The 21,702-nt window shown below is 34.8% G+C and carries 19 protein-coding genes; 12 read left to right on the top strand and 7 right to left on the bottom strand.

Features of this window, described 5'->3' with window-relative positions; genetic code table 11:
• Position 1 precedes the first annotated feature (1 nt).
• The 5 genes from ACUSJC_RS03850 to ACUSJC_RS03830 all read right to left on the bottom strand — a co-directional run bounded on the left by ACUSJC_RS03850 (position 2) and on the right by ACUSJC_RS03830 (position 4,660).
• Positions 2–346, bottom strand: a complete 345-nt coding sequence (locus ACUSJC_RS03850; protein WP_449268235.1) for an Hpt domain-containing protein — start codon at positions 344–346, stop codon at positions 2–4.
• Between the two features lie 2 nt (positions 347–348).
• On the bottom strand, positions 349–960 hold the full coding sequence (locus tag ACUSJC_RS03845; protein WP_449268234.1) for a fumarylacetoacetate hydrolase family protein: 612 nt from the start codon (positions 958–960) through the stop codon (positions 349–351).
• An 89-nt stretch (positions 961–1,049) separates the two neighbouring features.
• Positions 1,050–1,823: an exonuclease domain-containing protein gene (locus ACUSJC_RS03840; RefSeq protein WP_449268233.1), complete on the bottom strand. Its 774-nt coding sequence runs from the start codon at positions 1,821–1,823 to the stop codon at positions 1,050–1,052.
• Positions 1,824–2,068: 245 nt separating this feature from the next.
• Positions 2,069–3,439 carry a dihydrolipoamide acetyltransferase family protein gene (locus ACUSJC_RS03835; RefSeq protein WP_449268232.1) on the bottom strand — a complete coding sequence of 457 codons (1,371 nt, stop codon included), beginning with the start codon at positions 3,437–3,439 and terminating at the stop codon, positions 2,069–2,071.
• An 84-nt stretch (positions 3,440–3,523) separates the two neighbouring features.
• Positions 3,524–4,660: a glycosyltransferase family 2 protein gene (locus tag ACUSJC_RS03830; protein WP_449268231.1), complete on the bottom strand. Its 1,137-nt coding sequence runs from the start codon at positions 4,658–4,660 to the stop codon at positions 3,524–3,526.
• Positions 4,661–4,706: 46 nt separating this feature from the next.
• Between ACUSJC_RS03830 and ACUSJC_RS03825 the strand changes: the two genes are divergently transcribed.
• Positions 4,707–6,557 (top strand): CocE/NonD family hydrolase, encoded by a 1,851-nt coding sequence (locus tag ACUSJC_RS03825; RefSeq protein ID WP_449268230.1) that lies wholly within the window; start codon positions 4,707–4,709, stop codon positions 6,555–6,557.
• Positions 6,558–6,589: 32 nt separating this feature from the next.
• On the opposite strand, the gene ACUSJC_RS03820 is transcribed toward ACUSJC_RS03825, so the two are convergent.
• Complete coding sequence (locus ACUSJC_RS03820; protein ID WP_449268229.1) at positions 6,590–6,925, bottom strand: DUF6150 family protein; 336 nt, start codon at positions 6,923–6,925, stop codon at positions 6,590–6,592.
• A 130-nt stretch (positions 6,926–7,055) separates the two neighbouring features.
• Between ACUSJC_RS03820 and ACUSJC_RS03815 the strand changes: the two genes are divergently transcribed.
• From ACUSJC_RS03815 to secA, 8 genes are all read left to right on the top strand, one after another.
• On the top strand, positions 7,056–8,918 hold the full coding sequence (locus ACUSJC_RS03815; RefSeq protein ID WP_449268228.1) for an ABC-F family ATP-binding cassette domain-containing protein: 1,863 nt from the start codon (positions 7,056–7,058) through the stop codon (positions 8,916–8,918).
• A 312-nt stretch (positions 8,919–9,230) separates the two neighbouring features.
• On the top strand, positions 9,231–12,008 hold the full coding sequence (locus ACUSJC_RS03810; RefSeq protein ID WP_449268227.1) for a fibronectin type III domain-containing protein: 2,778 nt from the start codon (positions 9,231–9,233) through the stop codon (positions 12,006–12,008).
• 80 nt (positions 12,009–12,088) lie between these two features.
• Positions 12,089–12,985, top strand: coding sequence for an O-methyltransferase (locus tag ACUSJC_RS03805; protein ID WP_449268226.1), 897 nt, complete (start codon positions 12,089–12,091; stop codon positions 12,983–12,985).
• A 13-nt stretch (positions 12,986–12,998) separates the two neighbouring features.
• The gene (locus ACUSJC_RS03800) at positions 12,999–13,628 is read left to right on the top strand and encodes a carbonic anhydrase (protein WP_449268225.1); all 630 of its coding nucleotides are present in this window, start codon (positions 12,999–13,001) and stop codon (positions 13,626–13,628) included.
• A 99-nt stretch (positions 13,629–13,727) separates the two neighbouring features.
• Positions 13,728–14,417: an ABC transporter ATP-binding protein gene (locus ACUSJC_RS03795; RefSeq protein WP_449268224.1), complete on the top strand. Its 690-nt coding sequence runs from the start codon at positions 13,728–13,730 to the stop codon at positions 14,415–14,417.
• Between the two features lie 295 nt (positions 14,418–14,712).
• Positions 14,713–15,282: a cob(I)yrinic acid a,c-diamide adenosyltransferase gene (locus ACUSJC_RS03790; protein WP_449268223.1), complete on the top strand. Its 570-nt coding sequence runs from the start codon at positions 14,713–14,715 to the stop codon at positions 15,280–15,282.
• 155 nt (positions 15,283–15,437) lie between these two features.
• Positions 15,438–15,659: a DUF2795 domain-containing protein gene (locus ACUSJC_RS03785; protein ID WP_002986941.1), complete on the top strand. Its 222-nt coding sequence runs from the start codon at positions 15,438–15,440 to the stop codon at positions 15,657–15,659.
• A gap of 89 nt (positions 15,660–15,748) precedes the next feature.
• Positions 15,749–19,117: a preprotein translocase subunit SecA gene (secA, locus tag ACUSJC_RS03780; RefSeq protein WP_449268222.1), complete on the top strand. Its 3,369-nt coding sequence runs from the start codon at positions 15,749–15,751 to the stop codon at positions 19,115–19,117.
• Between the two features lie 53 nt (positions 19,118–19,170).
• Here secA and ACUSJC_RS03775 read toward each other — a convergent pair whose 3' ends face one another.
• Entirely contained in the window at positions 19,171–19,797 is a 627-nt protein-coding gene (locus tag ACUSJC_RS03775; protein ID WP_449268221.1) for a helix-turn-helix domain-containing protein, read from the bottom strand.
• Positions 19,798–19,916: 119 nt separating this feature from the next.
• Between ACUSJC_RS03775 and ACUSJC_RS03770 the strand changes: the two genes are divergently transcribed.
• From ACUSJC_RS03770 to ACUSJC_RS03760, 3 genes are read left to right on the top strand one after another with little or no spacing between them, the layout of a single operon-like run.
• A complete protein-coding gene (locus tag ACUSJC_RS03770; RefSeq protein ID WP_449268220.1) occupies positions 19,917–20,318 on the top strand; it encodes a molecular chaperone Tir in 402 nt (133 codons plus the stop codon).
• Positions 20,319–20,339: 21 nt separating this feature from the next.
• Positions 20,340–21,041: a PspA/IM30 family protein gene (locus tag ACUSJC_RS03765; RefSeq protein WP_449268219.1), complete on the top strand. Its 702-nt coding sequence runs from the start codon at positions 20,340–20,342 to the stop codon at positions 21,039–21,041.
• A gap of 2 nt (positions 21,042–21,043) precedes the next feature.
• The gene (locus ACUSJC_RS03760; RefSeq protein WP_449268218.1) at positions 21,044–21,694 is read left to right on the top strand and encodes a hypothetical protein; all 651 of its coding nucleotides are present in this window, start codon (positions 21,044–21,046) and stop codon (positions 21,692–21,694) included.
• Positions 21,695–21,702 lie beyond the last annotated feature (8 nt).

The following is a 21,702-nucleotide window of genomic DNA, read 5'->3' as shown; positions in this document are numbered from 1 at the left end:
ATTAAAGGCGAAAATCTTTCTTGATTTCTTTTACGGCAAGTTCCACTCGTTCACGAAGTGATTTAAACGTTTCTTTGATTTCTTTTTTTTGCCCTTCTGATTTTGCCCAAGCCATGATTTGCAGATTTTCATCATAAGCCATGTCCATTCCTAAAAGGTCTAAGGAAGGTTTAATTTTGTGAGCCGAAGCATATACTCTGGAAAAGTCTTTTTCTTCAATTCCTACTTTCATAGATTTAATTTCTACGGGAACTTCATCTAAAAAAAGACTTACTATTTGAAAAGCAAAATCTCTATCATTCTCTGAGATTTCATAAACTTTAGACAAATTATACTGTAGTGCCATGATTACTTAACTTGAATTTTAAACATTTGTTTTCCTTCCAGAGAACCCACTAATTCATCACCTTCTTTTACAGCAGCTACACCTTTTGGCGTACCGGTAAAGATAACATCACCTGTTTTTAATGTGAAATACTGAGAAACATACGCTATAATTTCATCTATTTTCCACAACATTAAAGAAGTGTTACCTGTTTGTACTACTTCTCCGTTTTTGGTTAACTCAAAGTTAAGGTTTTCTAATGAAGAAAATGTATTTTTCGGTAAAAAGTCACCAATAATCGCTGAATTGTCAAATGCCTTTGCTTTTTCCCAAGGCAACCCTTTTTCTTTTAGTCTATTTTGTAAATCACGAGCTGTAAAATCGATTCCTAAACCAATTTCATCGTAATATTTATGTGCAAATTTTGCATCAATATACTTTCCGACTTTGTTGATTTTTACTAAAACTTCCACTTCATGATGCACATCATTACTAAACTCAGGAATAACAAACGGAAATTGTTTTGCCAAAACGGCTGTATCGGGTTTCATAAAAATCACCGGTTCGCTTGGTCTTTCGTTGTTTAATTCCGATATATGGTCAGCGTAATTTCTTCCTATACAGATTATTTTCATTTTTATCTAGGAGTTAGGGGTTAGTAAAAGGTTTTTAGGTGTTTATGTTCAGTAACTATTACTAATTACTCTCTCCTAATTCCTGATTACTAAAACTTTGTATTTAGTTTTCTCAACTTAATTCCGGTTAATACTTTTTTAGTGTACAAAGGGAAATCGGCGTTTTGAATCCAACCGAAATACCCCGGTTCTTTTTCCAACACATCATCCACCAAAGCACCTTTATGTTTTCCAAAAGTAAAAATCTCTTGTCCGTCTTCATTTAACGCAATAAATCCGGCGAAATCCACTGATTTTTTACGCGTAGTGAACTCAGAAAGTTTCTTCATATCGTTTTCTAAATCTTCGTAACGCTCTAATTGCGCTTTCAGAATTTCATACGTTGCATTCGTATCTGCTTCGGCACTGTGCGCATTATCTAAACTTTCGTTACAATAAAAACGATACGCTGCACTTAGTGTTCTTTCTTCTTTTTTGTGAAAAATAGTTTGCACATCAACCGTTACTCTATTTTTCATATCGAAATCGACCTCAGCACGCAATAATTCTTCTGCTAAAAGCGGAATGTCGAAACGATCCGAATTAAAACCTGCTAAGTCAGAATCTTTAATCATATTATAAACGTGTGGTGCCAATTCGTTAAAAGTAGGTTCGTTTGCTACTTTTTCATCCGTTATTCCGTGAACCGCTGTAGAATGCGCCGGAATTGGAATTGTGGGATTTACTAACCATGTTTTACTTTCTTTGTTTCCGTTTGGAAAAACCTTTAATATTGATATTTCAACGATTCTATCTCTTGCCACATCAATTCCTGTGGTTTCTAAATCGAAAAAGCAAATAGGTCTATTTAGTTTTAATTCCATATTTTTTGGTTTGAATTACAAAGGTAAAAATTTATACGCGCTTTTGAAACTATATATACAATTACAACCCCGATTACAGCGGTATCTTTTTGTTGTTCCCGAATCAACTAGAGTTAACAACAAAAAATAAAGCGGAAAGCGGGACGTTTAATCATTTGAAAGACTGCATTTGTGTTGCATAAAAAAACCGACAGTAAGACTATCGGTTTGTATTTCAGAACCTGAAACAAGTTCAGGTTGACAAATTAAATTTCTCTAGTAATATCCCAAGATTCTAGTAATTGTGCTACGCGTTTTACGAAACTTCCTCCTAATGCTCCGTCTACTACTCTGTGATCATAAGAGTGTGATAAGAACATTTTTTGACGGATACCGATAAAATCACCATCTGGTGTTTCGATAACAGCAGGTACTTTACGAATAGCTCCTAAAGCTAAAATACCTACTTGTGGCTGATTGATAATTGGTGTTCCAAAAACAGAACCGAAAGTACCAACGTTTGTAACCGTGTACGTTCCACCTTGTGTATCGTCTGGTTTTAATTTTCCGGTTCTTGCGCGGTTTGCTAAATCGTTCACTTGTTTAGCCATACCCACTAAGTTTAATTGGTCAGCATTTTTAATTACCGGAACAATTAAGTTTCCGTTTGGTAAAGCAGCAGCCATACCTAAATTGATATTTTTCTTTTTGATGATGTAATCGCCGTTTACTTGAATATTCATCATTGGGAATTCGCGTAATGCTTTTGCAACTACTTCCATGAAGATTGGCGTAAAAGTCAATTTCTCACCTTCGCGTTTTTCGAAAGCATTTTTAACTTTATCTCTCCATTTCACAATATTGGTAACATCAACTTCAATGAACGATTGAACGTGAGCTGAAGTTTGTTTTGACTCTACCATGTATTTAGAAATCAGCTTGCGCATTCTATCCATTTCGATGATTTCGTCTTCTCCGTTAACCGATACCGAAGCAGCTTTTGAAGCTGCTTGCTTCTCGTCTCTCGACTCTGCTCGAGATGACACAACTGAAGATTGAGACTGAACACTTGCAACTGGTGACTGTACACTAGTTTGACTTCCTCTGGTTTTTACGTAATTTAAGATATCGTCTTTAGTAACACGCCCGTCTTTACCGGTTCCGTTTATCGCTTCTAATTCAGCAACAGAAACACCTTCTTCTTTAGCGATGTTTTTCACTAATGGCGAGAAGAATTTATCTGAATTTGAAAAATCGGCAGGTGCTGCTACTTCTTTAGCAACTTCGATAGTTTTAGCAACCTCAGCTACTTGCTTCTCGTCTCTCGACTCCGCTAGAGATGACGCGCTCGAAGTGACATCATTTGTAGCAACTGAAGCAGTAGCAACCGCACCGCCTTCAGTTTCAATAATAGCTACTGTTTGACCAACCTGAACCACATCGTCCACATTGAATAGAATTTCAACTAGTGTTCCTGAAACTTCAGAAGGTACTTCACTGTCTACTTTATCAGTAGCAATTTCAAGTACTGCTTCATCTTGTTCAATAGTATCACCAACTTGTTTTAACCAGTTCGTCACCGTTGCTTCAGCAACACTTTCACCCATTTTAGGTAATTTCAATTCAAACTTTGCCATATTTTTAACTAAAGTTGCGTTTATTTATTTTAGATTACAAAAATAATAATTTTTAGATGCTTTTATAATGAATACAATAAAATTTTACAACAAAATAACTTTTCCTCTATCATTTGAATTATCACTTCCTATTAAATACTTATGATTCATTGATAAAAATTTAAAAGTATAATTTTTATTTCTATTAGTTTTCATTAATTGGATTGCTTTTTTAAAGGAATTTGATTTCAGATCGATTATAAATTCAACTCGTACATGAAACGGAACATCACTGTTTTTATTAATATTTGCTTTTAATTTATCACTTATTTTTTCTTTTATTTTTTCATCAATCCCTTCGCTAACCAAAATATACTGTTCCGGATTTTTTACGCTTACTGTTTTGGATTGAAACACTTTTAACAACGAAAAAGCAAAACTTCCCATTTGCATCATGACATCAAAAAACCATGATTTTTTAAAGTGCTTTTTGTAGAAAAATTGCATGGCTTCGCGAAAGCGTTTCATATACAATCCGTCTCTTATCGTACTTTCTCCTTTATAATGTATCACCGTTGTCTCGGCAAAATAATAATTAGAATAACCCGCTTTTTTAACCAAATAACTCAAATCAATATCATCGGAATACATGAAGCAGTTTTCGTCAAATCCACCAACTTCCAAATACAAATCGCGTTTCATAACCATAAATGCACCTACCAAAATATCGACTTCTCCCGATTGATCTTTAGTCAAATGCATCGCGTAATATTGGTTAAACCAACTTGACTTTGGAAACAACTTATACAAACCGAAAATTTTGGTAAAAGCCACCCAAGGTGTTGGCACTCCTCTTTTGCATTCGGGAAGAAATTTTCCGGAACCGTCGATTAATTTACAACCGATAATACCAGTGTTCAGTTGCCAGTGCTCAGTGTTCAGTATTTTAGAAAAAGTATCTTCGGCAACAACGGTATCGGGATTTAAAATGCAAATGTATTCGCCTTTGGCTTGGGCTACACCTATATTATTCCCTTTGGGAAAACCCAAATTCTCCTTGTTTTCAATTAAAGTAACATTAGGAAATTGTTCTTTAATCATTTGGCAACTAGCATCAGAAGAAGCATTATCAACCACAATGATTTCACCATTTATGTCTTGCAACGCTTTTTGAACGCTGTAAACACACTGTTCTAAAAAATACCGTACGTTGTAATTAAGAATTATTACCGATAGTTGCATGACGCGAAAATAAGTAATAAATTCGAAGAAAAATATCAAAATTCAAATGAAATCATTTTTAACAATTGTATCTTTTTGTCTTTCGCTATTGGTTTGGTCACAAAATAGTATTGAACAAAATTATGACAAAAAGGAAATGTATATCACCATGCGTGATGGTGTAAAACTTTTTACCAGCATCTATATTCCTAAGGATATTTCTAAGAAAAACAAATATCCGTTCTTAATGCAACGTACGTGCTACAGCGTTGGACCTTATGGTGAAGACAAATTCAGAAGAGCCCTTGGCCCAAGTCATTTTTTATCTGACGACAAATATATTTTTGTTTACCAAGATGTAAGAGGTCGATACATGAGTGAAGGAACTTTTACCAATATGACGCCGCAAGTAGACCACAAAACCAAACAAAATATTGACGAAAGCACTGATACGTACGACACCATAGATTGGTTAGTAAAAAACATTGCAAACAACAACGGAAAAGCCGGTCAATACGGGACTTCTTACCCTGGTTTTTACACCGCTGTTGGAACTTTAGCAAATCATCCGGCATTAGTTGCTTCATCGCCACAAGCACCCATTTCCGATTTCTTTTTTGACGATTTTCACCACAATGGAGCTTTCTTAATGAGTTATTTTAAGACTTTTCCTGTTTTTGGCGTATCTAAAGACAAGCCTACACAAGAACATTGGTTTGGAAAAGATATGATTAAAAAAACTTCAGATGATGGTTTGGTTTTCTATAACGAATTAGGTACCTTAAAAGAAGGTGTAGACACCTATTACAAAGACAATTTCTTTATGCAAGAAGTAATGGAGCATCCTAATTATGATACTTTTTGGCAAAAAAGAAACTTGTTATCGCACTTAAAAGACATTAAACATGCCGTAATGACTGTTGGCGGTTGGTATGACGCCGAAGATTTAGCCGGACCATTGAACATTTACAAAACCATTGAAAAAACTAGCCCAAAAGCAAAAAACACAATTGTGATGGGACCTTTTTCGCATGGCGGATGGGGACATGAAAACGGAAAAACATTCCATAATGATATTTACTTTGGCGATAGCATTGCGACGTTCTACCAAAAAAATATTGAATACAAATTCTTTTCGCATTACTTAAAAGGCGATAAAAAAGACAAAATAACATTACCGGAAGCCTACATGTTTGATACCGGTAAAAAAGAATGGAAAGAATTTACAGCTTGGCCACCTGAAAAAGCAGAAAAAGTAAATTTTTATTTAACAGAAAATGCTTCATTAAGCAAAGCCAAACCTTCTAACACTGCTTCAACAGAATATTATAGCGATCCTAATAATCCGGTACCGAGTTCTGTAAATCATAAAGATTTCAACGGTTTTACACCGCGTAATTATATGAGTGAGGACCAACGATTTGCGTTAAGCCGTCCGGATGTAGTGACTTTCACTACTGACTATTTAACGGAAGACATTACTTTTGCCGGAGAAATTTTAGCAAAATTAAACATTGCTTCTACAAGTACCGATGCCGATTTTGTGGTGAAATTAATTGATGTTTATCCGCTTGACGAACCTGCTAATGAAGACAAACCGAATGTAGTGTATGCCAATTACCACCAAATGGTGCGAAGCGAAATCATGCCGGCGCGTTTTAGAAACAGCTTTGAAAAACCGGAAGCTTTAACACCAAACCAAGCGACAAAAGTAACATTCCGTCTTCAAGATGTGTTGCATACATTCAAAAAAGGACATAAAATCCAAATTCAAGTACAAAGCACATGGTATCCGTTAATGGAAATCAATTCGCAGAAATTCTTAGAAAATCCGCATTTGGCTTCCAAAGAAGATTACACCAAAGCTTTTATCAAAGTCTTTAACGATAGTTCAATAGAAGTTGAAGTTTTAAAATAAATGGAATCAGCCTTCGGGCTGATTTTCTCTTTCTAATACATCAGCTGCTTTTTGGAATTTTCTTTCCATCCTGCTTGGTTCGAGTACTCGACAAAATAAATTTTTAAATCGGCTTGGTTAGCATACTCTACAAAGTAGATTTTTTTATCCGCTTGATTCGAATATTCTGTAAAAAACCACTTTCCATCATTTTTCCCTACTTGATTAGAATATTTTACTTTGTAAACGAACAAATCAGCTTGATTGGGATAATCTACCACAAAAACCTTTACATCCGCTTGATTAGCATATTGAACAGCATATACCTTTTGCGCTTTAGCAATAAAAGGAAAAGCCGTCAAAGCTGTTATTAAAATAATTCGAAACATCTCTTACTATATTTCTAACTAAAATACACAATCTAAAAGTAATAAGCTTAAAAATTCAAAACCAAAACCTTATTTTTGCACCAATAAAAATTGGCACATTGCCTCATCGTCTAATTGACACATTAATTACATGAACTTCCTTTCAGTCGAAAATATCTCAAAAGCTTACGGCGAACGCGTTTTGTTTGAAAACATTTCATTTGGTATCAACAAAGACCAAAAAATCGCTTTTATTGCTAAAAACGGTTCCGGAAAAACAACCATTATGAACATGTTAGCCGGTTTAGACGAACCCGATAGTGGTCAGGTTATTGTTCGTAAAGACATTAAAATGGCATTTTTATCGCAAAATGACAATTTACAACCCGAACTGACTATTGAAGAGAGCATTTTCGCCAGTGATAACGACACGCTGAAAGTGATAGAACAATACGAAAAAGCATTGGAAAACCCTGATGATGCCGAAGCATATCAAAAAGCGTTTGACAATATGGATCGTCATAATGCTTGGGATTTTGAAACGCAATACAAGCAAATTTTGTCCAAATTGAAATTAGACGATTTAAAACTGAAAGTCAAAAATCTTTCGGGTGGGCAAAAGAAACGCTTGTCATTAGCCATCATTTTAATCAATAAACCCGATTTCTTAATCTTGGATGAGCCCACCAACCACTTGGATTTAGAAATGATTGAATGGCTAGAAGACTATTTTGCCAAAGAAAATTTAACATTATTCATCGTAACGCATGACCGTTTCTTTTTAGAGCGCGTTTGTAACGAAATTTTAGAACTAGAAAACGGAAAATTATACCAATACAAAGGCAATTATTCCTATTATTTAGAGAAAAAAGAAGAACGAATTGCTTCTGAAAACGCAAGTGTTGACAAAGCCAAAAACTTATTCGTTAAAGAATTAGAATGGATGCGTCGCCAACCGAAAGCGCGTACAACCAAATCTAAATCGCGTCAAGATGATTTTTACGTGATTAAAGAGAAAGCCATGAGTCGCCGTAAGGAAAATGTGGTGGAACTGGAAATCAACATGGAACGTATGGGAAGCAAGATTATTGAATTGGCAAAAATCAATAAAAGTTTCCAAGACAGAGTGATTCTAAAAGATTTTAATTACTCGTTTCAACGTGGCGAACGCGTGGGAATTATTGGTAAAAACGGAACCGGAAAATCAACTTTTTTAAATATTATTACCGGAAGTATTCAGCCCGATTCTGGAAAGGTAATCGTGGGTGACACCATGAAAATCGGATATTATACGCAAAGTGGAATCAATCCGAAACCGCAACAAAAAGTAATCGACATCATTAAAGAATATGGCGAATATATTCCGTTAACCAAAGGGAAAATCATTTCGGCTTCGCAATTATTGGAACGCTTTTTATTTGATGCCAAAAAACAATACGATTACGTTGAAAAACTAAGCGGTGGCGAATTGAAACGTTTGTATTTGTGTACCGTTTTAATTCAAAATCCGAATTTCTTGATTCTCGATGAGCCAACGAATGATTTGGATATCGTGACATTAAATGTGTTGGAAAACTTCCTTTTAGATTATCCCGGATGTTTGTTAGTGGTAAGTCACGATCGTTATTTTATGGACAAAATTGTAGATCACTTATTTGTGTTCCGTGGGCAAGGCGAAATTGAAGATTTTCCCGGAAACTACTCGGATTTCAGAACGTATGAAGATTCAGCGGAACCTGTTAAAGCGGAAAAAGTGGAATCGGCTAATGCAAAATCTTGGAAAGAAAAACAAGTCAAATCAGGCTTAACTTTTAACGAACAAAAAGAGTTTCAAAAAATTGAACGCGAAATCAAAGATTTGGAATTCAAGAAAAAAGAAATTGAAGCCGAATTTGCCAACGGAAAAGTAGCCGATAACAAGATTGAAACAAAAGCTAACGAATTACAAAAAATCATTCAATCTTTAGAAGAAAAAGAAGAACGTTGGTTTGAATTGAGTGCAAAAATGGAGTAAATCTTTCATTTTCGTATATTCTATTACCAACCTCATTGATACAATCTCAAAACTCTAAAACATTATATTCTACTTCTTCGTAATGTTTTAGAGTTTTCATAACATTCATAACCTTTAAATAAACATTTAATAATTCCGGGTTTTAAATTCCTTAATACCCAGGAAATACCTTTGCCCTGAAATTTATGGACTTAAATTTTTATAGGGATAAAAGAGTTTATTGTTATGGTGGGATTATTTTCTTTTAGAAATCTTATTCCTCCTCCCCATCTCTATAAAACTGCTATACAGAACCTATTAAACAAACATAACATGAAAAAAATCATTACATTATTAATTGCCTTAACAGGATATAGTATGTTGGCTCAAACATTAAATCCTTACCTACAGGCCGCTACTCCTTATTCCATTTATGTAAATTGGAAAACGGATACTAACCCTGAAAGTATTGTTGAATACGGAACTTCTCCTACTGATTTACTTAATGCTGTTTCCGGAACAAATACTATTTTCTCGGACACGGGATATCCGAATAATTATTACTATCACTCTGTTAAAATTGAAGGACTGCAACCCAATACAAAATATTATTACAGAGCCGTAACCGGAAGTAATACCTCAGAAATACTTTCTTTCAAAACGATGCCTTTACCCGGACAAGCCGCTACAGCAGACGGACATTTACGCTTCTTACTATTAGGAGATAACCAGATGAGAAATCTTCCTCGTTTTGATACTTTAGTAGCTCAGTCCAAAAGAAAGATTAGCGAAAAATGGGGAGCTCAATTAGATCCTTCAGACAACATTGCTTTAACAGTTATGGTAGGAGATCAGGTTGATACCGGTACTTTAGACCATTATGAAAATGTACATTTTAAAAAGAATAAAGAACTTTCAGGATTAATTCCCATTCAAACATTGGTAGGAAATCATGAAACTTATGGAACATTGGGAATGAATGCTTACTACGATCATTATGTTTTAGACGAAATGGTTTATCAAGGCATTAGTTCCGGTACGGAGAATTATTATGCAAACCAAGTGGGAAATGTACTTTTCATTTGTTTAGATACCGAACACACCAGTGCTACGCAATTAGCTTGGGTTCAACAAATTTTAAGTGCTGCTGAAAATGACACTACTGTTGACTGGATTATTTCGTTAGGACACAGACCTTATCAGGCAGAACAATATATCGGAGATATTTCATCTTGGGTACGCAATACTGTTATGCCTTATTTAACTGCTTCTCCTAAACATATTTTACACGTAGGTGCTCATCATCATTTATATCATAGAGGTCAATTAAAAAACACGCCTACTTATCAAATTATATCCGGAGGCGTTGCTTGGGATCAATATTGGGGAATGAGTACAGAACAAGATTATGAAGATGTACAAAAAACAATTGCTAACTGGGCGTATTCTATCATTGATATTGATGTCATTAACGAAACTTTTAATGTAGAAACCTACTCTATAGGAAGTGTTTATGAATGGAAAAATAACGAATTGATCGATGAGTTTCACCGCGAAAAGAATAAACCTGAGCCTAATACTCCTGAAATTACAACTGATTTAACCGGACAAGAATTAGAACTACCTATTTTAATTGAAACTTCTCCTTATGAAACTTCTACCAATGAATTACTTAATTCTACAGAATTCTTAATCAGTAAAGCTTCAGATTTTAGTACGATTGTAAAATCATATTATAGAGATTATGAAAATTGGTTTGGTGGTATTGAGGGACATCCTGATCAAGAATACAATCTTAATGAAGGGGTAGATATTACCAAATATACGATTCCGACAGGAGAACTTGAAAATGGTTTGCATTACATCAAATACCGTCAAAGAGACAGAAACTTAAACTGGAGCGACTGGAGTCCTGTAAAATCATTTCAAGTTATAAATAGCACTTATGCTGACCCTCAAATTACACTTTCAGAAGAAAACTATCAATTAAGCGAAGCCATTGCCGTTAATTTTACTGATGGACCAGGTAATGCCAAAGATTGGATTGGTATTTATCACAACGGACAAAATCCGGGAGGTCCGGCTTCTACTTTATGGAAATATGTAAATAACAGTACTTCTAGCGGAGCTAGTGGTATTACAAGCGGGCAAGTAACTTTCCCTAATGGATTAACTCAAGCTGATTTGTATTTTGCCGCTTTTCTTGAAAATGATGGGTATACAGAAATTGCGCCACGCCAAACTTTTTATGCCGGACCTATACCTGTTTTAACAACGGATGAACAAGTATACACGTCAGGAAGTGATGTAGTCGTTACTTTTCAAAATATCCCTCATTTAGCGCAAGACTGGATTGGTATTTATAAAGTGAATATTACTCCGGGAAGTGATACAAATGCAATACAATGGGAATATATTACTAATCTTGGAAATACAGCAAATGGTAATTATACCGTTTCCGACTTAGCAGATGGATACTATTTTGCAGGTTACTTCCTTAAAAATGGATATTATCGCATTGGTGAAAAAGCCTTCTTTCAAGTAGGAGAACTCATTACCAACTTAGCAACAGATGCGACTGTTTATAACCTTAACGAAAACATCATGGCAACTTGGACAGATGCTCCCGGATTGCCAAAAGACTGGTTAGGAATTTATAACCAAGGAGATGATCCTAGTGTAGATCCATTAATCAGTTACACGTATTTTAATGGTTTAACAGATGGTTCCATTATGATTCCGGAAGAAAACATGCCACAAGAAGAAGGAAACTACTTCATTGTAATGTTTACAAATGATTCTTATACAGAAGTTTCCAACCGTGTTGACTTTGAGATTATTGATTTGTTGAGTGTGGAAAATCAAACCAGTGCCAACTCAGCCGTACAAGTATATCCTAATCCGGCAAAAGCAGGAGAACAAACTTATATCAAATCAAAATACCCGATTGACAGAATTGATATGTTTGACATGACAGGGAACTTATTCTACACCAGTAAAAATGTAAATGATTATAACTTTAGCTTAATTAACCAAAACTTACCTAAAGGAACATACATTCTTAGAATACATTCTAATAAAATCTATAATGTAAAAATGATTATCAATTAATTTTAAAAATATTTGATACTAATTATTTTCAAAATCCCTCTTTCTGAGGGATTTTTTTATTGCTTTTAATATTTTTGCAAATGCAATCTCTATTCACACACATGCAGCAATTTCTTAAAGAATTATACAAAACCTATATATTCCCTTTTCAAGCCCTTGGAACTTTCTATTGGAATTCCAAAAATGAACATGGTGTACATTCGCCATTTGTATTTAGTTTAGTCACCAAATGCTTCTACGACAGGTCAAAATATACTGAATACCAAATTTTAAAACAATATAGAAAATCACTTCTAAACAATAAAAACAGCATTGAAGTAACCGACTTTGGCGCAGGTTCCCGTATTTTTAAATCAAATACTCGAGAAATTGCTAAAATTGCCAAAACAGCAGGAATTACCCCTAAAAGAGCCGAGTTACTATTTCGTATCGTTCGTTATTTTCAACCCGAACAAATTTTAGAAATCGGAACATCTTTAGGATTAGCCACTTCTGCCCTAGCATTGGGAATCGATACAAAGCCAACTTCAAATGCAAAAATTATCACTTTAGAAGGCTGCCCGAATACAATAGAGCAATGTCAATTACAATTTCAAAAATCAAAAATCAATTCAGAAAATATTAAATTTGTTAACACTGAATTTTCAAGCTATTTAAAAAACTGTCAACTCTCAACAGCTAATTGCCAACTGATTTATTTCGATGGCAATCATTCCAAAAAAGCAACGTTAGAGTATTTCAATTTACTGTTACCAACTGTTACCAATGATTCCGTTTGGATTTTTGACGACATTCATTGGTCACAAGACATGGAAGAAGCTTGGAAAATCATCAAAAGCCATTCACAAGTAACGGTTACTATTGACACTTTTCAATGGGGAATCGTTTTCTTTAGAAAAGAACAAAAAAAAGAACATTTTACTATACATTCAAGGAAAAACCTATCTTCCTTAATTTTTCAAAAAATTAAAATTTAAAACTTTTGAAACTATGGATATTAAACAAATTTTTGAAAACAACAAAGCTTGGGTTAGCGAAAAACTTGCTACTGACCCACAGTATTTTGACCATTTAGCACAAGGACAATCACCTGAATTTTTATACATCGGTTGTTCTGACAGTCGCGCTACTGCCGAAGAAATTATGGGAATGGCTCCGGGACAAGTTTTTGTTCACCGCAATATTGCTAACATGGTTCCTAATACCGATTTAAGTTCAATGTCGGTTATCAATTACGCTGTAAATCACTTAAAGGTAAATCACATTGTAGTTTGTGGTCACTATGGTTGTGGCGGTGTAAAATCGGCTATGCAGCAATCTGACTTGGGAATTTTAAATCCTTGGTTACGAAACATTCGCGATGTATATCGTTTGCATAAAAAAGAATTAAACTCAATTACTGACGAAGAAGCTAAATACAAACGTTTAGTAGAATTAAACGTTCAAGAACAATGCATCAACGTCATTAAAACTGCCGAGGTACAAAAAGCGAACAGAGACAGAGGATTAAAAGTTTACGGTTGGATTTTTGATCTTCACACCGGAAAACTAATCGATTTAAACATTGATTTCGATACTATCATACACGATATTACCGAGATTTATAAAATTGAAGGATAACATTCTTCAAAATATTTTGAACAATCGCCGTAACAAAATACCTTTTCTTTCTACTTATAGGAATATTCAGAATTCTAAATTTTAAATTCTAAATTCGTTATGTCACAACCTATCATAGAAATAAAAGGTATTACGCGCGATTTCCCTTTAGGAGAAGAAACCATTCATGTTTTAAAAGGAATTGATTTAACCATCAACAAAGGCGAATATGTTGCTTTAATGGGACCTTCCGGTTCAGGAAAATCCACTTTAATGAATATCTTAGGTTGCCTAGACACTCCTACTTCCGGATCTTATATTTTAAACGGAAAATTAGTCAGCGAAATGCACGACGATGAATTAGCCGAAATTCGTAATAAAGAAATTGGTTTCGTTTTTCAAACTTTCAACTTAATGCCTCGTACTACTGCTTTAGATAATGTAGCTCTACCTATGGTTTATGCTGGAAAATCTAAAGAAGAAAGAAACGAACGTGCTACAGAAGTGCTAACCCAAGTTGGTCTCCAAGATCGTATGGATCATAAACCCAATCAATTGTCTGGAGGTCAGCGCCAGCGTGTTGCCGTAGCTCGTGCTTTGGTAAATCATCCGGCTATGATTCTTGCCGATGAGCCAACCGGAAACTTAGACAGTAAAACTTCTGTTGAGATTATGGCTCTTTTTGACGAAATTCACGCTAAAGGAAACACCGTCGTTTTAGTAACTCACGAAGAAGATATTGCCGAACATGCACACCGAATCATCCGTTTAAAAGACGGCATGATTGAAACCGACGTGAAAAACAAATAATCCATTTTCACAATTAACCTTTTGTCATTCCGAACTTGTTTAACTACGTTGAATCTTCGATTTCGTAATCTATTGATTTTAAAATTGAAGCAAATCGATCAGGCTTTATTTGCTTACCTTTTTCCTGCTGTACATTGCAATATTTTGTTTTGTATTAAGTGTTTCTATTCCATTCATCCTCACAAAACAAAATGATTTTCACTTCCATCAGGGCTAAAGTGTAATCCATATACTTTTTGTTATCTTTGAAAAAAAATGCCCAAAGCTTCAAGCTTACCGCATAAAGCCACAAACTATGAAAGTATATACAAAAACCGGAGATAAAGGTACTACTGCACTATTTGGCGGGACTCGTGTTCCCAAACATCATATTCGCATTGAAAGCTACGGAACGGTTGACGAACTTAATTCGCACATTGGTTTAATTCGCGACCAAAACATTAATCCATTGTACAAAGCAGTACTAATTGAAATTCAAGATCGTCTGTTTACAGTAGGAGCTATTTTGGCCACGCCACCCGAAAAAGAAGTTTTAAAAAACGGTCAGCAACGTTTAAATATCAATCGCATTTCTGAAGAAGACATTGATTACCTCGAACAAGAAATCGACAAAATGGATACCGAGTTGCCACCAATGACACATTTTGTTTTGCCAGGCGGTCACACTACCGTGTCATATTGTCATATTGCACGTTGTGTTTGTCGCAGATCAGAGCGTTTAGCAGTACATTTACATGAATTAGAACCTGTCGATGAGTTAGTTTTAACCTACCTTAACCGACTTTCTGACTACTTATTTGTATTGGCACGAAAGTTGTCACACGATTTGAACGCTGATGAGGTAAAATGGATTCCAAGAAAGTAGTTTATGCGTAAAAAGACGCAACTATTTTACATCCAAATAAATACCTTTACACTTTACAAAACAAACGTTCTTACAAATAATTAAAAAAAAATCAAAAAACACTTGACTTTTTAAGTTAAAAATTTATTTTTGCATTAAATTAAATCGATAGAAAGATGTATTGGACATTAGAATTAGCATCTTATTTAAGTGATGCGCCTTGGCCCGCAACCAAAGACGAACTTATCGACTATGCAATCAGAACAGGAGCTCCTCTTGAAGTAGTTGAAAACCTGCAGTCTATTGAAGATGAGGGTGAAATTTACGAATCAATGGAAGAAATTTGGCCTGATTATCCGACTGACGAAGATTATCTTTGGAATGAGGATGAGTATTAATTAAAAGATAAAACACAGCAACTTAAAAGTCTCTTCAAGAGGCTTTTTTTTGTAAATTTGCACACCAAAATAAAGAAAAATAAGTAGTTATGAGTATCATAAATTCCATATTGAAAGCTTTTGTGGGCGATAAATCCCAAAAAGACATAAAAGCTATTCAACCCATTGTTACTAAAATTAAGTCTTTTGAAGTACCTCTTCAAGCCTTAAGTCATGATGAATTAAGAGCTAAAACTGTTGAATTCAAAGAAAAAATTAAAGCTTCAAGAGCTGAAAAAGATAACAAAATCGATTCTTTGAAACAACAAGCTGAAGAAACAGAAGACATTGATGCTCGTGAAGATATCTATGCTGAAATTGATCAGTTAGAAAAAGAAGCTTATGAACTTTCTGAAAAAACATTAAATGAAATTTTACCGGAAGCTTTTGCCGTAGTAAAAGAAACAGCACGTCGTTTCAAAGAAAACACGAGCATTTCAGTTACTGCAACTCCAAAAGACAGAGAATTATCTGCAACTAAACCTTATATTACTATTGAAGACGAGAATGCAGTTTGGGCAAATTCTTGGGATGCTGCCGGAAAAGCCATCACTTGGGATATGATTCACTACGATGTTCAGCTAATTGGCGGTATCGTATTGCATCAAGGTAAAATTGCCGAAATGCAAACCGGTGAAGGTAAAACTTTAGTAGCTACACTTCCTATTTACTTAAATGCTTTGACTGGTAACGGGGTTCACTTGGTTACCGTAAATGACTACTTAGCAAGACGTGATAGTACTTGGAAAGCTCCTTTATTTGAATTCCACGGAATGACTGTTGATTGTATCGATAATCACCAACCGAATTCTGAATCAAGAAGAAAAGCGTATGAAGCTGATATTACGTACGGAACGAATAACGAATTCGGTTTTGACTACTTGCGTGATAACATGGCGCACTCGCCTGCTGATTTGGTACAACGCAAACATAACTACGCTATTGTCGATGAGGTTGACTCGGTTTTAGTAGATGATGCTCGTACACCATTAATTATTTCCGGACCGGTTTCTGACGGAGATCGTCATGAATTCATGGAATTGAAACCAAAAGTAGAAAATCTTGTAGGACTTCAACGTAAATTAGCTACTGATTGCTTAACAGAGGCTAAACGTTTCTTCAAAGAAGGAAATACTAAAGAAGCTGGTTTCTACTTATTGCGTTCGCACAGAGCGTTACCAAAAAACAAAGCTTTGATTAAATTCTTATCCGAAGACGGAGTAAAACAATTGCTTCAAAAAACGGAGAACCACTACATGCAAGACAACAACAGAGAGATGCCAAAAATTGACGAGGCACTTTACTTTGTTATCGAAGAAAAAAATAACCAAGTTGAATTAACTGATAACGGAATTAAATTCCTTTCTCAAGATACTGATGCTAACTTCTTCGTTTTACCAGATATCGGAACTGAAATTGCTAAAATTGAAAGAGCCAATTTATCAAAAGAAGAAGAAGCTGAACAAAGAGAAGAACTATACAAAGACTTCTCTGTAAAATCAGAACGTATTCATACTTTAACACAGTTATTAAAAGCGTACTCGTTATTTGAAAAAGATACCGAATATGTGATTATGGATAACAAAGTAATGATTGTTGACGAACAAACCGGACGTATCATGGACGGTCGTCGTTATTCTGATGGTTTACACCAAGCGATTGAAGCTAAAGAAAACGTAAAAATTGAAGCTGCAACGCAAACTTTTGCAACCATTACTTTGCAAAACTACTTCCGTATGTATAACAAATTAGGAGGTATGACGGGTACTGCTGTTACGGAAGCTGGTGAATTCTGGGAAATCTACAAATTAGACGTTGTTGAAATTCCTACCAATAGACCAATTGCTCGTAAAGATAAAGACGATTTAATCTATAGAACCGTTCGCGAAAAATTCAACGCTGTTATTGACGATGTTGTCCAACTTTCGCAAGCCGGAAGACCAGTATTGATTGGTACAACTTCTGTAGAAATTTCAGAATTATTGAGCCGTATGTTGAAAATGAGAGGTATTCATCACAACGTATTGAATGCTAAAATGCACAAACGCGAAGCTGAAATTGTTGCAGAAGCCGGTAAACCGGGAATTGTAACTATCGCTACGAATATGGCAGGTCGTGGTACCGATATTAAACTTTCTGACGAAGTGAAAAAAGCAGGTGGTTTAGCGATTATTGGTACAGAACGTCACGATTCTCGTCGTGTAGACCGTCAGTTACGTGGTCGTGCCGGTCGTCAGGGAGATGTGGGTAGTTCTCAGTTCTACGTTTCGTTAGAAGATAACTTAATGCGTTTATTCGGTTCTGAAAAAGTAGCTAAAATTATGGATCGTATGGGTTTAAAAGAAGGTGAAGTTATCCAACATTCTATGATGACTAAATCGATCGAAAGAGCTCAGAAAAAAGTAGAAGAAAACAACTTTGGCGTGCGTAAACGTTTATTAGAATATGATGACGTAATGAATGCGCAACGTGAAGTAGTTTACAAACGTCGTAAACATGCTTTACACGGAGAGCGTTTGAAAGTGGATATTGCAAACATGATGTTTGACACGTCAGAATTGATCGTTCAAAACAACAAATTAGCAAACGACTTCAAAAACTATGAATTCGATTTAATTCGTATTTTCTCAATCAGTGCTCCTATCACAGAAGCGGAATTTACTAAATTAACCGAAAGAGAAATTACAGGTAAAACATACAAAGCTGTTTTAGCTCATTATACCGAGAAAAACGAAAGAAGTGCACACGAAGCTTTCCCTATCATCAAAAACGTTTATGAAAACAATAATGGTAGATATGAGCGAATTGTAGTTCCGTTTACTGATGGTATTAAATCGTTGAATATTGTTACCAATTTAGAAAAAGCATATCAAACCGAAGCAAAATCGTTGATTACTGATTTCGAGAAAAACGTAACTTTAGCTATCATTGACGAAGCATGGAAAAAGCATCTTCGCAAAATGGATGAGTTAAAACAATCAGTTCAATTAGCAGTTCACGAACAAAAAGATCCGTTATTAATCTACAAATTAGAAGCATTCAAATTGTTCAAAAGAATGGTTGACGATGTAAACAAAGACGTAATTTCATTCTTGTTTAAAGCTGATCTACCTTCGCAAAATCCAAATAACATTAGCGAAGCTAAAGAAGTAAAACAAAAAGAAAATTATACTGAAACTAAAGAGGAAGTTTTAAATACTGATGAAATGGCAGCACGTAGCCGTCAAGCTGCAAGCCAAAATCAAGCTCAAGAACAACAACCTCAAGTAACGAAAACGATTGTTAGAGAAACACCAAAAATCAATCGTAATGATGTTGTTATCATTAAACATGTTTTAAGCGGTAAAACCGAAGAAATGAAATTCAAAAAAGCAGAACCTTTATTAGCTACAGGCGAATGGGTCTTAGCTAACGAATAAAACATATCCCCTTTTTAAAAAATGCCCGATTGAAACTCAATCGGGCATTTTTTTTAATCCTTTTTAATATTTTCTAATGCTTTTTCTACTTTTTCCAAACGATCTAAAATAGATTGTAAATCCCTTCTTTTTCTTCCTTTAGACTGAATTTCACCAATGATTAAATACGCGTTTTCAGCCGAATTTATTTCTCCTGTAATTTGAAATTGCCCATTCTGAAAACACAGATAGTTTTGATTTTTAGAAATCGACTCTTGATTGAGTTTTGCTAATAACAAATAGCTTCCTTCTGTATACATGCTTTTTTGAGCCAATTGCTCATCAACTTTGTAAACAAAACTCAGATTTGCTAATATTTTTTGCAAATCAAAATTTTGAAAATGATTTGTTTTATCCAACTCATAAACTGAAACATTTTCCCTCTCCTTGTTCGGAATCAAATGTTCAATTTCTGAAAAATTAGTTATTTTATTTATTGTTACCGGCTTGGAAAGTAAATCATCTGTAGTAAGATTTAATATTTTTGCAATTTTAAGCAACGACTCTATTTTAGGCTCCGCCCGGCCTTCTTCATACGAACTAATAACACCGCGATTTAATTCCAATAATTCTGCAAAAGCTTGTTGACTCAACCCTTTTATCTGTCTTATTTTTTTTATATTGGTGCCAAAATATGTCATGCCTTCCGTATTTAGTACAAAACAAAGGTAATGAAAATATTTTTATAATATTGCTAATATTTTTTGCAAATTAATTTTTTTATTCCTAGATTTGTTAGAACAACTTTAATCTCTACTCGATGCAACAAACAGAATTGTATTCAAAAATTAAAGATTGGTTACTCGAACTCAATATTGAAATTGTGCACGAAAACCCAAATCATCAAACATTTATTATCAGTAAAGAAACTGAAGGAATTAAAAACATGATTGTGGTTATTGCTCCTCAAATATTGATTATAGAGCAGTTTTTATTTAGCTGTAAAAAAGATCAGCCGGAAGTATACAAACAACTTCTGATTAAGAACAGAGATATTGTTCATGGTGCGTTTGTTTTGGACGAAACCGGTGAACGTGTGATTTTTAGAGACACGCTTCAAGCTGAAAATTTAGACCAAAACGAATTGGTAGGAACTATTAATTCACTGAGTTTATTGCTTAGTGAATATTCGGCTGAAATGATCAGTTTTAGTAAATTGTAGAACAATTAATATTAGACAACTATGAATATTTTTAAAAGACTTTTTAGAATAGGGAAAGCGGAAGCGCATGCAGCTATTGACGGATTGGAAGATCCGATTAAAATGACGGAACAGGGAATCAGAGAAATGAAAGAGCAGTTGGATAAAAGTATTCATGCTATGGCTCAGGTAAAAGCTTTGGCTATCCGAAGAAAGAACGAGCATGCTTCGCTTTTGAATAAATCGGAAGATTACCAAAATAAAGCGATGCTTTTGGTTCAAAAAGGAATCAAGGAAGAAATTGCTGTGGAAGAAAGCGATCGTTTGGCAAAAGAAGCGCTAAAAATGAAAGAACAAGCAACTCAAGATGCCAAATTAGCGGAAGCGGAAAGTCAAAAACTAGAGCAGGATGTTGAAAAAATGCAAGCGAATATCAATTCGTTAAAATCGACTATTGCAAAATGGGAAGGCGAATTAAAAACATTGCGTGCTCGAGTTCAGGTAAGTCAGGCGACACAAGACATCAATAAAAAGATGACGCAATTAGATTCGGATAGCACGATTAGCATGCTGGAAAAAATGAAAGACAAAGTCTTGCAACAAGAAGCGCTTGCTGATGCCTACGGAGAAATTGCAAATGCGTCAAAAAGTATAGACGAAGAAATCAATTCGGTAGTAGATACAACAGAAAATAAAGCCGAAGCTGAACTTCAAAAATTAAAAGAACAATTCAATGCAAACTAACAATGAATTTTGAAGAATTAATCGATGTTGCCTTTACGCCGGCTAATGCGGTACTGAGTATTGTTTTAATACTAAGTGTCTTGTATTGGTTGTTCACGATACTTTCCGGAATTGGCGATTTTGATTTGGATTTAGATACTGATCTCGATGGAGACCTTGATAATCCGGATGGATTGCTTGAAGTAGATGCTGATCCTTCTTCTTTCGTTCAATTTCTGAAATTTCTGAATTTAGACATCATCCCAATTACGTTCTTTTTAACCTTGGTGTTTTTATTTACTTGGTTGATCAACGTCAATTTAAGTTATTATTTGCCGTTGCCCAATTGGTTTTTCTTTATAACGATACTTCCCGCTTTTGTGGTGAGTTTATTCATTTCAAAATACGTTTGTACGCCATTGAAACCCGTTTTTAAAGAAATCAATCACAAAGGAGAAATGGCTTATGATTATTTAGGACGAACAGGAATTATGATTACCAATGCAGGAACCGATAAAACCGGAATGATTGAGTTAATTATCAATAAAGATCCCATTAGATTAATGGTTAAAAGTAAAGATGGTTCTCTGATCAAGCAAGGCGAAAAAGCCGTGATTGTGGACGAAGAACCTCAAAAAAAGTTTTTCTATATCGAAAAATCGTATGAATTATAATCCAACTA

This window comes from Flavobacterium sp. U410 (genome assembly GCF_053570605.1).
Note: the sequence above shows the minus strand (reverse complement) of the source record. Positions and strands in the feature narration are given on the sequence as shown.